The 14,428-nt window shown below is 38.7% G+C and carries 12 protein-coding genes; 4 read left to right on the top strand and 8 right to left on the bottom strand.

Annotated features, from left to right (window positions below):
• Nucleotides 1-71 precede the first annotated feature (71 nt).
• The 5 genes from CXF79_RS11975 to CXF79_RS11955 are packed head-to-tail and all read right to left on the bottom strand — an operon-like array spanning nt 72 to nt 6,466.
• The gene (locus CXF79_RS11975) at nt 72-959 is read right to left on the bottom strand and encodes a dienelactone hydrolase family protein (protein ID WP_101155136.1); all 888 of its coding nucleotides are present in this window, start codon (nt 957-959) and stop codon (nt 72-74) included.
• Nucleotides 947-2,596 (bottom strand): urea transporter, encoded by a 1,650-nt coding sequence (locus tag CXF79_RS11970; RefSeq protein WP_101155134.1) that lies wholly within the window; start codon nt 2,594-2,596, stop codon nt 947-949. The genes CXF79_RS11975 and CXF79_RS11970 overlap by 13 nt, the downstream gene beginning before the upstream one ends.
• Nucleotides 2,577-3,962 (bottom strand): alanine racemase, encoded by a 1,386-nt coding sequence (locus CXF79_RS11965; RefSeq protein ID WP_101155132.1) that lies wholly within the window; start codon nt 3,960-3,962, stop codon nt 2,577-2,579. Before CXF79_RS11965 ends, CXF79_RS11970 begins: the two co-directional genes overlap by 20 nt.
• Nucleotides 3,963-3,966: 4 nt before the next feature.
• Entirely contained in the window at nt 3,967-6,171 is a 2,205-nt protein-coding gene (locus tag CXF79_RS11960; protein WP_101155130.1) for an ATP-grasp domain-containing protein, read from the bottom strand.
• On the bottom strand, nt 6,158-6,466 hold the full coding sequence (locus tag CXF79_RS11955; protein ID WP_011043674.1) for a PqqD family protein: 309 nt from the start codon (nt 6,464-6,466) through the stop codon (nt 6,158-6,160). Before CXF79_RS11955 ends, CXF79_RS11960 begins: the two co-directional genes overlap by 14 nt.
• 1,113 nt (nt 6,467-7,579) lie before the next feature.
• Between CXF79_RS11955 and CXF79_RS11950 the strand changes: the two genes are divergently transcribed.
• Nucleotides 7,580-8,845, top strand: a complete 1,266-nt coding sequence (locus CXF79_RS11950; RefSeq protein WP_101155128.1) for a GGDEF domain-containing protein — start codon at nt 7,580-7,582, stop codon at nt 8,843-8,845.
• Between the two features lie 35 nt (nt 8,846-8,880).
• On the opposite strand, the gene CXF79_RS11945 is transcribed toward CXF79_RS11950, so the two are convergent.
• Entirely contained in the window at nt 8,881-10,077 is a 1,197-nt protein-coding gene (locus tag CXF79_RS11945; protein ID WP_101155126.1) for an exo-beta-N-acetylmuramidase NamZ family protein, read from the bottom strand.
• Between the two features lie 10 nt (nt 10,078-10,087).
• The gene (gene murQ, locus CXF79_RS11940) at nt 10,088-11,014 is read right to left on the bottom strand and encodes an N-acetylmuramic acid 6-phosphate etherase (RefSeq protein ID WP_101155124.1); all 927 of its coding nucleotides are present in this window, start codon (nt 11,012-11,014) and stop codon (nt 10,088-10,090) included.
• Nucleotides 11,015-11,214: 200 nt separating this feature from the next.
• Here murQ and alr point away from each other — a divergent pair, with 200 nt between their 5' ends.
• Complete coding sequence (gene alr, locus CXF79_RS11935; protein WP_101155122.1) at nt 11,215-12,297, top strand: alanine racemase; 1,083 nt, start codon at nt 11,215-11,217, stop codon at nt 12,295-12,297.
• Nucleotides 12,298-12,316: 19 nt separating this feature from the next.
• On the opposite strand, the gene queE is transcribed toward alr, so the two are convergent.
• Nucleotides 12,317-12,985: a 7-carboxy-7-deazaguanine synthase QueE gene (gene queE / locus CXF79_RS11930; protein WP_101155120.1), complete on the bottom strand. Its 669-nt coding sequence runs from the start codon at nt 12,983-12,985 to the stop codon at nt 12,317-12,319.
• A gap of 135 nt (nt 12,986-13,120) precedes the next feature.
• On the opposite strand from queE, the gene queC reads away from it, so the two are divergent.
• Nucleotides 13,121-13,777, top strand: coding sequence for a 7-cyano-7-deazaguanine synthase QueC (gene queC / locus CXF79_RS11925; RefSeq protein ID WP_011043682.1), 657 nt, complete (start codon nt 13,121-13,123; stop codon nt 13,775-13,777).
• Between the two features lie 418 nt (nt 13,778-14,195).
• Nucleotides 14,196-14,408 carry a hypothetical protein gene (locus tag CXF79_RS11920; protein ID WP_011043683.1) on the top strand — a complete coding sequence of 71 codons (213 nt, stop codon included), beginning with the start codon at nt 14,196-14,198 and terminating at the stop codon, nt 14,406-14,408.
• Nucleotides 14,409-14,428 lie beyond the last annotated feature (20 nt).

The raw sequence follows: 14,428 nt of genomic DNA, 5'->3' as shown, positions 1-14,428 counted from the left end.
GAGCGGCTCTACATTCTGGTAGAACTCAATCCTCCAATTAAACATTCTCAATAAAATATTCAATCTTTGTTTTACTCACTTAAGTTGTTATTTAAAAACTCTCGTACAGCTGCTTGTGCATCAAGGTGTGCTTGTTTGTTATAACCAACACGGACACTTCCCCAGGGCTGTTGCTTTGATTCTCGCCGAACATTATTTAATAACTGGTAGCGCTGTTGTTGATCATCAAAATTATGATACGCCCCAGTAAACGTCCATAATTGCTGTTGTGAATCAGCTTTACTGTTATTTAATAGTTGCTGACAATGAATTGGTTGAGTCCATTCATCGTCTTGACCCATCAAAATGCGTACAGGTACATTAGCTTTATATTGTTTACCCGACATTAGGTACTGTTGGTACTGCCAACAGCTCGGATAAAATGCGATGCCAGCACTGTAACCTTGCTTTTTTGTAGCAGAATTCTGCTCTAATACTTTTAATGTTATGGCACCGCCATAAGACCAGCCGAATAAAACAATGTTGTCTGGATTTACTTCACTGAGAGATTGTAAATAATTTAGTGCGACCAAAGCATCTTTTGGTCTTCGTTGGTTAAACTGTTGCCATATTTTGTCATCGGCTGTACAAATATCTTTGATACCTAAGTAACTAAAGCTATCTACAATCAATGTTGTATAACCCCATTCATTCAGGGTTTTGCTCCACTGATGGTGTTTATTTGAAACTCCATAACAGCCATGTAGTAAAACAGCAGCAGGATGGGGTCCAACTCCTTTAGCGTGCATTAAGGTAGCTGACATCGAATATTTATCTTCCGAGTCAGTGTTCGACAACAAGATAACTTTTCCCTGCTGATTTTCAGGCAACTGCAATAATATCAGCGCTATAACCGCCATACAGATAGCGAGAAACACGATTAGTTTTAACTTGGTCAGGATAGTTGTCATTTTTTCCATTTACAGCCCCACTTCAACGGATGGAGTAGATTTATGAACCCATTAATCTCTGCTAGCCAGTGCGCGATGTCACCTGTGAGCTGTACATCTTTTTCTTCTACGAAATAACCAAAGGGTATTGTACCGATAAAAATAATGGGTATTTTATTAGCGTTGGCGTTTTCGATAATCATCGACACTACGGGGGTTATTGTAGGTACACCAATCACCAACAAACAGCCACATTCCATCATATTTTTTTGCAAGGCTTGGTAACATTCTGAGTCAATATTTTCATCTGCAGCCAGAATTTGTGGCTTTAATAACCCCGAACAATGTTGACAATGAAGATCGCGTTGTGACCACAGAGGTATAGGAGGCCACGCTTGCTGCTTCGCGCAATCAAGGCAATATAACCTTTTTATTGAACCATAACATTCGTAAACCGGATGCTGTTCAGTATTAAAAAGGCTATCAACTGTTTCAGTAAATAACCCCGATAAATAATGGTTCAACAAATAATCGAGTTGTTCATCAATGTTATTTTTGTTAATTGTCAACGCTTGCTGATAATAGTCATAGGATGCTTTCCAGTAGAGATAACGGCAACGTTTCGATGCTTTAAATTCAGCCAAAGTATAACTAGTGATTGGGACCTTGGGATCTAACCATTGCCCGGAGGGATAATCTGGTAGTGTTCCTTTACGTATTCCTGAGCCCGTAATAGCCACACATTGTTTAGCCCTTAAGCGATTGATTAGCATTAACTTAAATGTTCTCCAAAGCTCGCTTTGTAGTAAGTTATGATTTATATATTGTCTGTACAAACTTAGTGTTATCAAGCTGCTCATGATAAAGGGGATTAACAGAGGCGCGCTTAACTGTTCTAATCCAGTGATTAACCAGAAATACCAAATAATCCAAGCTAACAGCGCATTAAATATTGCCGCGATAGTAGCTAACCTAGCATGTTTTAAAAATAGCGTTTTTATCGAGAAATAAGCCAGCACTAAGTTAATTGCCCATAAGTCGACCAAAGCATATAAATTTAATCCCGTTAACCATTGAGCTACGAGGCCACCTGTTAAGCTGATCCCAAGGGTTTGTAACGTGGCTAGCGGATATTGATACGCCATAGCGGACACCACGAGAATTATCGCAACTTCTCTGCTATATGTTTGCAAGACAGGCTCAGCCGCCCCTGTAAATAAAAGATGATTTGTATCGAAGGAAAACAATGAAATGGTGAATACCATGACCAAAATACTAACCATAGCGGGAAGAGACAATATTGGCAGTTGCTTTGGAATGAGCAAAGCGCGTAATCGAAATTCAATCAACAGGCAAATTAGCAATGTAACAAGAAACAAGCACAACCCCATGATGCTAAATATAGAGTCACCCCAATACATACCGACTATTGCGCCGTTATAACCTGCGATGCCAAGCCTCCATTCTTGCACAGTATAATCTTTAATGACGAGGCTTACGCTATTGTTAATTAATACACCAACCACAGCGGCAACAGCCGACCACACAGAAACCATGGCAATGGCTAAAAAAATTAATAGACCAGACGTTTTTCGGTCTAAAAAGGCAAGTTGGGCGAATGACCTGCATTGAACGGTAAAATGATTGTTAAAATTGACATTTATCATCACGCAGTCGGCCTGGTAATAGATCAAGCGCAAATATATCTTTGTAAGTCTCGGCACGTCTTATAAGTTCTGGCCCATGCTCACCTAATAATATGGTCGCGGGTCTGGGTTGAATAAACTGATTCGACTGAGTATGGCAATATGCACCAACATTACCGATACTGAGATGATCGCCGACATTTAATGCAGGCATCAATATTTGCTCACGCAATCTATCACTTTGCATACACAAAGGACCAAAGATATCGACTGGCTTTAATAACCCTCTTTCTTCGCTTTTCGTTGCGGCAACTGTCTTTATTTGATGATTGTAGTAACAAACGGTAGGAACCAGATTAACCCCTGCATCAATAATAACCGCGTTTCGACCTCCAATTATTTCTTTCTTTGCAATGACGGTGCTTAAGAGTTGTGTCGAGGCATCGACTATCGCTCGTCCAGGCTCTAGTATCAATGTTGGGTTATTTCCAAACAACTCACTATGTTTACGTAATTGCCCGAAAATATGTTCCGCATAAGGTAGCAAGTAATCATTATTTGCACGTTGACTGCCTCCGGGTAAGTCATACTCAGGTCTAAGCGTATTGGCCGAAGGAAAGCCCCCACCAATATCTATACTCGTCGGGTTGAGCCCTATTTCTCGTGCTTGTTTTGCTAATTCTATGAGCTTTTCGACGGCATTGGCATAAAGTTCATGGACCAAAACAAAGGTACCTACGTGGCAGTGGAATCCTTCAAATTGAAGCTTTTTATTGCGGGAAATTTTCTTGAGCGCTGTTAAACTTTCCCCATTTTCATTGTTAAAGCCAAATTTGGTCCAAGGGTTAGTTCCAAAACGAAAATTCACTCGAATAGCCACTCTAGCCGGAGTAATGAGCTCCTCAGAAATTCTGTCTATGTGTTCTAGTTCATTGAAATTATCAATGTTTACTAATGCCCCCTCGCTAAGTGCCAATTTCAGTTCTGACTGAGTTTTATGGGGCCCGTTAAATATAATATCTTTGCCCGGGATACCCAAGGTGCGTGCTAACTCATATTCCATGCCAGAAACTACTTCAGCTTGGGCACCTTCTTGACGAAGTATGGCGCAAACTGCTGGTAAGTAATTAGTTTTTATGGAATATGCCACTTTGGTATTAACGTGTTCATCACTAAAACTGCGTTTGAAGTTTTTAAAATCTTGACGTAATCTTTGTTCTGAAACTACATAAAGTGGAGAGCCAAACTTTTGCAATAACCCAACAGTATCCAGAGTTAAGGGTTCATCTGCTGCTACCGTTATATTATGGAGTTGGTGTTTCTCCAAAGCCAAAAATGGCAAAACCTCTATAATTGGCCGATGATAGGGTTTAAGTGCAATTGTCATGATATCAATTTTCCTTAATTTGGTCTGAAGCAATTCGATTATGATGTAGATATCCCTTGGTCGAAAAAGAGGCTAACTGATAAGGCTGTAAACGTAGTTCAGTAGAACTTCTTACAAATACCAGATTTGTTTTGTCTGGTTCAGGGATGATTTCTTCACCTAGTGCGGTATGGACAGCCTGCTGGGGATGGTTCGATCCTAGTGTTGCTGAGTAATAGATCCAGCCAGTAAAACGTGGATTAATCTCTATAAGATAAAAACGGTCTAGGATCTCGTCTCTAATGAATTCGCCCTCTACCGGCCCAACCCATTTGATCTCTTTTAAGAAGCGGGCAAAGGCTGCTTCTAATTCTACTTGTGGCAAACGCATGGCACGCCAGGTGCTGCCCTTGGGGCATAAACTCAATTTTTTTACCGTTAGCATCGTTAGCGGTTCGTGCCGATGGTTACATACGGTAGCCACTGCAAAACTTGGCCCGCTGATCATTGGCTGAATCAAGACCTCTTTCATTCCATCATAATAGAGTGTGTGCCATGCAGCTTTTGCCTGACTTTCATCAATGACTGACACACAAAATGAGATAGGTCCTTTTACCACGGCAGGTAAGCCGACTTTTTTAACGGCTGCTAATACTTCATCTTCATTACGGGCACTAATAGTTTCAGGGATTATAAAGCCCTGTTGATCCGCCTCATAAATGCCACTAAATAGTTGTGTTTTACTGCGTTTTTCAAAACTATCTAAATTGGGTAATAAAGTATGAACGCCCATTCTTTTTAGCTCATCGGCAAATTTAATAAAAAATGGTATTTCGCCATCTAAACAAGGAATCAACACATCGATGGGCTGCATTTGAATAATTTTTTTAAAACGCTCGAATAAGGTATTTTCATTTTCTGTTATAGGTAACTGAAAACAAACATCAAACAACTCTTTGTTATAAGCCCCAGAATCAAAGGTGCCATAACATAGACCAATTAAATGCAAGTCGTCAGAAGCACTGCGCAACGCTCTGGCAACGCCAATACCCGAATTAACAAGATCAAAACTACTGGTTCCGGTAACCGCGACACGCAGTCCGCCTCCATTAGTTATTGGTTTATTGTTGTTATTACTTGGTGATTGACAGTTATTCATTTCTGTCATATTTATGTGGCCATGACGATCCAGATGTTGCATGTCATCGAGTCGCACTACGTCTTCTGTGATACTACGAACTAACAACGGGGCCTCATTTGAACGATTTAATGGGACTATCGTTTCATCAACCTCAGGTTCAGTTAATAGTTTCAGTAGTTCTACGGCTAAGTTTTTATTGGCCCAATGAGCCAGCATACACCAATCAGGGAGACAGGATTTGACGCCTTCTAAAAAGTAAACTGAACCACCAGTTGGGTGGATTAAATCTAAAGTTATAGGTCCCTGAGCACCTAGCTTTTTGATGATTTCCAGTCCTTGCGCCTCTAACTCTGGGCTATCTATGATGCTGCTGCAAACCGAATGACCATTACTATTTATAGCCAGTTTTCTACATGAGAGGTTTTCAATGCGCTCACCATCTTGATTAATGAGGCAAACCAGCGAATAAGCTTCACCGGCAATACGCGCCTGTAGTAGTACTCCTGAGCGTCTATCTCGCTCAAGCACCGCAGATGAAAAACGTAATACCTGTTCGGCGTTATGGGCAATTAATTCCAACTCTGCCCCTTTGACTAGCACAGGATAACCAAGATGATCGGCATAATGTGCGACTTCATGCAAATGGTGGGCAATTAAACTGTGAGGGTATGCGATATGATTTTGGTGTAGATAAGAAGCTAAGGTAAGTGGACTCAACTGAGCCATTTTATCGGCATTGGGTACCAGTGTGTTTATGCCATTTTTATGTAGTCGATCTGCTAGTCTTGCCGTGGCAGCAATATCTTGTTCTAAACACGGGATAAAAGCATTAAATCCTAGTTTTTTTTGTGCATTGATTAAGCTTAAATAAAACGCTTCATCTCCTTTAAGAGGGCTTTGGATTCGTGTCACTGTATCAACTATTCCGGGTTGCCAAGCTCCAGTCATAGCGGAATCATCAACCAGAGCATCAATAATAAGTGGTCCCTGCCAACCTGCACGTAATGCACGAGCAACACTGGCTCCTGCATGTGGAATATCAAGACCACCAAAACCAGAAATGGCGACTCGAGTATTAGAAGTTTTCATAAACAAATCCTGTGCCACTGAGTTGTTGAATGAAAAGTAGTGCATCTTGTCTGGCTTCTATAACCGACACATCGAATCGACTGGTCAATGCATCAGCTAGTTGGTCGCAAGTGGTGCCATTTTGTAAAGCGACCAACAATACCCCTGCACTGTCATTACAGGTACAAATAGCTCCGCTGCGGTTGTCTATCAATACCCACTCATTTTCCTCTAGACCGGGTTCTAGAGAAACCCAAGAACGAAGCGCAAATTGTTGAGGAATGGTAATCTGCTCTCTATTGGTAAAACTATTCATAATACTTTCCCTTTTGTACCTGAAATGTATAACTATTTATTTTTATTCAAAATGTAACTGTTGATTTGTTCTTGTTTAGGCACCCACTAAGGATTAGCCATAATCAACGAGATAATTGTCTGTCTCTGGGTAGAGATCTCGAGGTATTGATATCTTTATGAGGGCACTTACACATTTAAACGATGAAAGTGAGATAACAAACCAGAGGCAAAAGGATCGATAACAATCTAAAAAGGATAAGTACATTTTAAAATTTGCTAATGAAGAATTGCCTGATTTATGAAGATATAAACCAATTGGCGACGGCATATTGAATTGAATACATAGGAAATGATAAAAAACGATTAAAAGGTTGGTTTTTCTCTGTGGCATAAATTGCGCCACTGATAATGCTGATTGATAACAGGTGGTGAGAAAATATTGACTCATAATGATACCCCCGAAGTATGAAAATTAATCCATATTTACCCCTCAAACAGCGATATACATTGGCAAAGTAAATATTTTTTACTAATTTACAAAAAGTTTAGCCTATAAGAGCATTTTTGCAATGGATTGAATTAGTCAGTTAAGGGTATATTTTAAAGGATATTCACAATGTTCTGATTAATATTATTTTTAATATATTCAATATAAACAAAAGCTTTTTTAATTTTCATTAGCTGTAAATCGTACAATTAAACGCATAATTCAAGCCAAGAATTATTTAGATAATTTAACTATCTATTGAGTGGTATACCTCTTTTTAGTGAAAACAGGTTACCGGAACAGCCTTTATTCAATGCCTTTTTCTGTGGTTTTATATCCCTTACCAATTGAGATACATGGTGCAGAATCCTTTGAATTATTTCAATTCAAAGGATTCCAATAAAATAATGGTAATAGCTATAAACATGTCACTACTTTAAAGACTGTAACCCTTTTGATGTAAATCAATTGATCATTACTAATTTAGCTATAGGCTAATGATATTGGTAATATTACTAATGCTGTATTACTTTTAAGGTAGTACTGCTTTGATGTTCAATTATCCTCAAATAAAATTTATCTTAATTTTACCTTTTGAGATAAAACGATTGAACACGCTCACCTAGTTTAAGGAACAGTTTTTCTATGCAAACAGCAAATAATCCTCAGAAAAGCAAAGAACTTTATGCCGCTATTTCACTGATATTTTTATCTTTACTCATTTTAGCATTACTGTTTCTTAACATTGATAAGCATAAGGTAATCAATTTAAATGCTGCAGATATTAAGGTTGTGGATGATCGTGAAGTGCTGGGTGCATCGGTTGCTAAAGTAGTAAAAACCAATCATGGTCTTGAATTCACCTGCCAAATAACAAAATCTCATCTAGCTCAGTCTTATTGTGAATTAATCATAAATCTACAAGATTTGAGCAAACAAGCCCCCTTTACTGGTTTAGACTTATCTAATTATGAGCAAATCGGCTTATGGATTAAGCATAGTCACCCAACACAACCGGGTACTCGTATTGAGCTACGTAACTTCAATACTAATTATTCTGTAAAAGGAAACGAAACAATATTAAAACACAATAGCTTAGAGTATTTAGAAGCATACGTAACTAACCCTATTTGGCTAAAACTATCTGATTTTTCTATCCCTCAATGGTGGAATAACAGTCATAATTTAATGCTAAATAATGGTGGTACTGATTTTTCAAATATTTATTCCATTGCCATAACACCCTCTGTGCAAGTTCAGCCAGGGAAATATGAGTTAACCGTTGAACGCATTGAATTAAAAGGCAAGTATATTGGCACAACAACACTTGTTGGCGTATTAATTATGTTATGGAGTATAGCGTTGGGCTATGTTATTCGACGCTTAGTACCAGCTAAAAAAGTGGAGGTTGAAATACCTGAGCAAGCGAGTCAAACTATTGAATTTGGTGCCATGAGTTGCCCGCTAACAGGCGCACTAAATCGCATTGGATTACGAAAATGTTTTGATCAATTGGCGCCCACTGATCTACAAAAACTAAGCATTATCTTCCTCAATATCGATTATTTTGAGGATCTTTATCCAAATTATGGTCATAAAACAGCAGATAAAATTCTACAGCAGTTTGTCAATGAAGTTGATAATACCTGTCGCTCCAGTGATACGGTAGCCCGATGGAATTCAGAAGAGTTTCTATTAGTATGCCCAGACACTGAGTTATCTCAAGCGATTGATGTTGCAGATAAAATAAGAGCAAGAATACAGAAAGCCACCTGGCCAAATGATATTAAAATAACCTGTAGTTCCGCTGTCGCACAAATGTATGATGAAGATCTTAATGATTTAATTACTCGTGCAAATAAAGCGCTATATAAGGTAAAAAATACCGGCAGTAACAAAACAGCAGCTTAAATAATTTCTTAAGGGGATAACCACTAATTCTAGTATTAGTGGTATAACAGGTAAGGTTTGCGTTTTTGCTTAAAATCGATAATTCCCGCTCGCCAACTTAATCTAATCTGCTCTGCACTTTTTCCTGCCATAATGGCTTTCCTTAATTTATCCGTACCCGCCAATTTATCCATAAATTTTGGACTATTAAAGAAAGTAACCTCTCTCTCTGCAAAGGCTTTATACCAGCTCAAAATATAACGCAAATTTAAACCATGACTAACAACCTGGCGAAGGTCCTCTCCTTGTACCCTTATATTCATGAATTTAGGTTTACTCGCCGCTCCTGGCATTGAAATGGGGGTAAAATTAAAGCCGCCAATATGTATATTTTCATGACCGATCACCTGAAATGGAAAAGGCGTTCCTCGGCCAATGCTAACAGGTGTTGCTTCAAAAAAGGCTAATGAGGGGTATAAAGCAATTGAATGCGCATTTGGCAAGTTAGGACTTGGTTTTATTGGTAAACTATAAGGGGAATTTCTTTGATAATGTTGTACTTTATGAACGGTAAGAGAAAGCTCTTTTTCACTTGTTAACCACCCTTCTCCTTTAATCATAAGCGCAAGCTCAGCCACAGTCATTCCGTGTAATAAAGGGATTGGATGCATGCCTACGAATGAACGAAACTCTTCTTCAAGTATCGGGCCATCAACAAAGGCGCCATTAGGGTTAGGCCTATCTAACACCATGAATTCAACTCCCGCATCAGCCGCGGCTTCCATCATATAATGCATAGTACTGATGTAAGTGTAAAAACGGACTCCAACGTCTTGAATATCGAAAATGATTACATCGAGGTTTTTCATCGTACTTAACGATGGCTTGCGGTTTTTACCATAGAGAGAAACGAGCGGTATGCCCGTTTTAGTATCAATACTTGAATCAAATTTTTCACCCGCATCACGATTTCCACGAAAGCCATGTTCGGGTGCAAAGATCATCTTAATATCTATATCTTTCTTCAACAAAACATCCACTAAATGTTCGTCAAAGACCTTAGATGTTTGATTGACTACTAACGCGACATTTTTTCCCTTTAGCTGGGGAAGATACTGCTCAACTTGCTCCGCGCCAACAATTATATTGTGTTCTACCGGTTTGCTAGTATTAGCACTAACAGGCAAGATAAAAGAACATGCATAAAAGCTAAGGAATAAGATAATTACTTTGATAGGATTAACTAATTTCATAGACGTTACATTAACAGCCTTGTTGCTCTACCGCTTTACGTAAAAAGCCTTTATTAGAAGCTAACGCAGCTTTTGCTTGAGTGCTATCTAAGCCTGTTAAGACCATTAAGCTGGCTAATTTTGTTTGATTATTTGCTTGGGCTAGTGCCATTTCTGCTGTATCAAAATCACATTCTGTCGCCTGCATCACAATACGGACAGCACGTGCATAAAGCTTCTTATTACTGGCATTCACATCAATCATAAGATTTTGATAGCTTTTGCCACTGCGGATCATGCTGGCAGTACTAAGCATATTCAAAATGAGTTTTTGTGCCGTGCCTGACTTCATTCGGGTGGATCCAGTTAATACTTCTGCGCCAACGACAGCACAAATATTAATATCACAGTTTTGTGCATAACTGCTATTAGCGCTACAACTAACACCTATCACTTTAGCGCCTTGTTCTCTGGCAAAAGCCATTCCTGATATCACATACGGCGTTCGACCACTGGCAGCTATACCCACTACAATATCTTTACTCGATAAGTTAATCGCTTTCAAATCATCAATTGCCAGTTTTCTATTGTCTTCAGCACCTTCAACTGCCTTATACATAGCGCCAGCACCGCCCGCAAGAATACCTATAACTTGCTCACTCGATACACTGAATGTAGGTGGGCACTCAACCGCATCAAGTACGCCTAACCGCCCACTAGTCCCCGCACCGATATAAATTAATCGACCACCACAAGCAAAAGCGTCAACAATAAGATCAACCCCTTGGGATATTTCAGGGAGTAACAGCCCAACAATTGAAGCAACCTTTTGATCTTCTGTGTTTATTTTTTTAAGTACGCCAAGTGAATCAAGCAAGTCTATATCTAGCGTGTTAGGGTTTTGTCCTTCTGTTGTTATATTTTTAAGCTCATTAACTAACTTTGCTTGCGTGTTCATGAAATTCTCTCGTTATGGTTACTAGGATCTTGTTTTAAATATAATCGCTTAACCATAAAATCAAGGATTAAGCTAAGGCCCGCAATATTGATCATGGTACACGGATAACTTATAATAAATAGAAAAATTAACGACATTTATTTCGTTGCCTTAATTTTACTTTCCTCCACTATTCATCAGTAAAACATTAGAATTATCACATGAGTTATACTTCCAGACTGACACAAGCCATTATCAACTTAGACGCTCTCGTTAAAAATTATCAATATCTTGATAATCTTGCAAGTAACAGCAATACCATTGCCGTTCTCAAAGCTGATGCTTATGGCCATGATGCCAGTAAAGTAGCTCACGCTTTAAGTTCAAAAGTTAAAGTATTTGCGGTTGCTTTTATTGATGAAGCGCTAGCGCTTCGTGATGCTGGCATTAAAAACACGGTACTCATTCTTGAAGGTCCTTTTAACGAAAGTGACTTTGAGATAGCGTTAGAAAATAATTTTGCTTTAATGCTGCACAGTAATTATCAACTAGAGTGGCTAAAATCAATAACCCCTGAATTTTCTGGTGAACTTTGGCTAAAAGTCGATACGGGAATGAACCGTTTAGGATTCCAAGTTGAGCAAATTGACAACGTTATGTCGCAATTATCAGCTCAACAAATAAATAACTTGGTATTATGTTCACATTTTGCCACAGCTGACCAAATTGATTGTGCTAGACCTGCCAAGCAACTCGCTAAATTAAAGGCATTAGTTGCAAAACATGGTTGTAAATATAGTATGGCCAACTCTGCAGGTATTTTGAACTGGCCCGAAAGTCATGGTCATTACAATCGATTAGGCTTAGCACTTTATGGTGCATCCCCTATAGGTGATAGTCCCAAAAGCCAACCACTCATCCCCGCTATGACATTACAAGCTAATATTATTGCAATACATACAGTGAACGTTGGTGAATCAGTAGGTTATGGCAACAATTGGCAAGCTGAACGAGAAACGAAACTAGCAACAGTAGCTATTGGTTATGCTGATGGTTATCCTCGCAACGCTAAATCAGGTACACCTGTATTTATTAATGGCGCTCAGGCACCTCTCGTTGGCCGTGTTTCAATGGATATGATCACTGTAGATATTACAGATTTAAAGCATACTGCAATCGGAGATACAGTTGAGTTATGGGGCAAAAATTTAAGTATTGATATCGTTGCACAAAACAGCGATACCATTAATTATGAATTATTAACTCGAGTGTCTAAACGCGTACCCAGAGTTTTTACCGGTTAACTAAGCGACCCAGTTTCCTTTATTCGATACCAATATATTTGTGAACTTGCACCGATAAGCGCCAATTGTTAGCTATACATGTTGCTATTGCTAACTCGGTTGCCCGCTTCTTTTGGCTAATTGGTTGTAGATATACCGGGGTATTTTCAACCTGATGCATTGCCAATAGCTCTTTTAAATCATCTACATTTTGCTCTGTAGCAACGGGGTGCTTTATTTCATTAGCACGTGACATAGCGGTTGCTAAAATATCATAACCACCGCGCATCTTGATTTTAGGAGATACGGTTACCCAGCACTTTTCTGTGGTAATAATTTCAAAGGTACCAGATGTTTCAATTTGCGTGCTATAACCTAGGTCTTCAAAGGTTTCACAAAGTGGCGTTAGGTCAACCATACAAGGTTCACCGCCAGTGATAACAATATGCTTTGCTTTAAAATGCTTTTCCTTCACTAACGCTAGAATATCTTCAGCCGAAAAATTAGCCCACTGAGAAGTCTCAGCTTTTTTAGCTAACATAATGTCAGGGCTGACTTGGTCGTCTAGTTCTATATCCCAAGTATGTTTAGTATCACACCACGAACATCCGACAGGACAACCTTGTAGTCGAATGAAAATTGACGGCTGGCCCGTGAAGGAGCCCTCCCCTTGAATGGTTTCAAAAAGCTCATTAATTTTATAGTTCATGGGTGTTATGGTTTTCTCTTCTGCAATGTGGTTTATTTTATGTGGTATTCACTTTCTGCTTTAGCCTGTTACTTATTTCAAGTAAAATAACAGTTGTTTATTATTATACCTTAGATCAATTAAGAGAGCTTTCAAATGGCTGAAAAAGTTGTTGTTATTTATTCTGGTGGCATGGATTCCTTTACTGTATTAAACCGTGCTAAAAAAGACGGAAAAGAAGTCTTTGCTTTGTCCTTTGATTATGGCCAACGCCACGTAAAAGAGTTGGAGTGCGCTAGCATTGTTTGTAAAGAGTTAGCGGTTAACCATAAGGTAATCGACATTTCAGCAATCAATCAATTACTTGCTGGCTCTTCATTAACAGATGACATTGATATTCCTGAAGGTCATTACGAAGCAGAAAGTATGAAGTCAACTGTGGTGCCTAACCGTAACATGATTTTACTTTCGTTAGCCGTAGCTTATGCTGTATCGGTTGGAGCAGAGCAGGTTTATTATGGTGCTCATTCGGGCGATCATGCTATTTACCCAGACTGTCGTCCTGAATTCGTTGAAAAAATGAATGATGTTTGTAAAATTGCAAATTATGAAAGTGTTGAAATATTTAGTCCTTATTTAAGCGTCGATAAAACAGCGATCCTTGCTGATGGTATAAAAATGGGGCTAGATTATAGTAATACTTGGACCTGTTATAACGGTCGAGAGAAAGCATGTGGGAAATGCGGTTCGTGCCAAGAGCGCTTAGAAGCTTTTGAAGAAAACAATGCCACTGACCCAATCCCATACGAATAAAGAACGTTGAACTAATTTCAGGTAGAGTAAATTACAAAAATGAAACTCTGCCTGAAACAAAATTAGGTGCACATATTGCGACTATCTTTGAATCAGAGTCAAACTACATCAGCTATTTTATCAGCTATATTTAGTAGAATTTTGCTGATAAGTTAGCAATTGATGAAGAGATGTGTCATCGAAGTTTTACACGATTCAGACGAGGAAATCATCACGAGAGGTTCCTCCACAGCGGCAATTCGGACAGAATCCTCTTTTATTCTATTTTGTGAACCATTTAACATAATGTTTTAAATAGCATATCTAACTATAGATTATTATCTTTCCATTATTTACTTTTAAGACAAAAATTTTATAACCGTTAGGTCGCTTTAGCTCTAAACTTAGAAGGTGTTCAATGAATAATTGAGGATGTCTTATGAGTGCGACTTGGAAGTATCAAGCACGACTTTTAAAGCAGATGATTGACTCAAATAATGAAACTCAGGCCCACCTTTATATGGAACGGCTATTATTGTTTCCTGTCGATATTCAAGACCAAATAATAGAAGAGATAAGCCACCTTCCACACTGTAGTAGTGACGCGATTGCTAATATTCTCGGTCATTATTCAATACAAGAGCTGAAATAATCTGAATTCTATTTAAATAA

Origin of the sequence: Colwellia sp. Bg11-28 (genome assembly GCF_002836245.1) — a bacterium.
Taxonomy (GTDB): domain Bacteria; phylum Pseudomonadota; class Gammaproteobacteria; order Enterobacterales; family Alteromonadaceae; genus Colwellia; species Colwellia psychrerythraea_A.
Note: the sequence above shows the minus strand (reverse complement) of the source record. Positions and strands in the feature narration are given on the sequence as shown.

Bases quoted from the DNA above. Each gene is read 5' to 3' on its own strand.
- CXF79_RS11975 (WP_101155136.1), bottom strand. From the start codon at position 959: ATGGAAAAAATGACAACTATCCTGACCAAGTTAAAACTAATCGTGTTT.
- CXF79_RS11970 (WP_101155134.1), bottom strand. From the start codon at position 2,596: ATGATAAATGTCAATTTTAACAATCATTTTACCGTTCAATGCAGGTCA.
- CXF79_RS11965 (WP_101155132.1), bottom strand. From the start codon at position 3,962: ATGACAATTGCACTTAAACCCTATCATCGGCCAATTATAGAGGTTTTG.
- CXF79_RS11960 (WP_101155130.1), bottom strand. From the start codon at position 6,171: ATGAAAACTTCTAATACTCGAGTCGCCATTTCTGGTTTTGGTGGTCTT.
- CXF79_RS11955 (WP_011043674.1), bottom strand. From the start codon at position 6,466: ATGAATAGTTTTACCAATAGAGAGCAGATTACCATTCCTCAACAATTT.
- CXF79_RS11950 (WP_101155128.1), top strand. From the start codon at position 7,580: ATGCAAACAGCAAATAATCCTCAGAAAAGCAAAGAACTTTATGCCGCT.
- CXF79_RS11945 (WP_101155126.1), bottom strand. From the start codon at position 10,077: ATGAAATTAGTTAATCCTATCAAAGTAATTATCTTATTCCTTAGCTTT.
- murQ (WP_101155124.1), bottom strand. From the start codon at position 11,014: ATGAACACGCAAGCAAAGTTAGTTAATGAGCTTAAAAATATAACAACA.
- alr (WP_101155122.1), top strand. From the start codon at position 11,215: ATGAGTTATACTTCCAGACTGACACAAGCCATTATCAACTTAGACGCT.
- queE (WP_101155120.1), bottom strand. From the start codon at position 12,985: ATGAACTATAAAATTAATGAGCTTTTTGAAACCATTCAAGGGGAGGGC.
- queC (WP_011043682.1), top strand. From the start codon at position 13,121: ATGGCTGAAAAAGTTGTTGTTATTTATTCTGGTGGCATGGATTCCTTT.
- CXF79_RS11920 (WP_011043683.1), top strand. From the start codon at position 14,196: ATGAGTGCGACTTGGAAGTATCAAGCACGACTTTTAAAGCAGATGATT.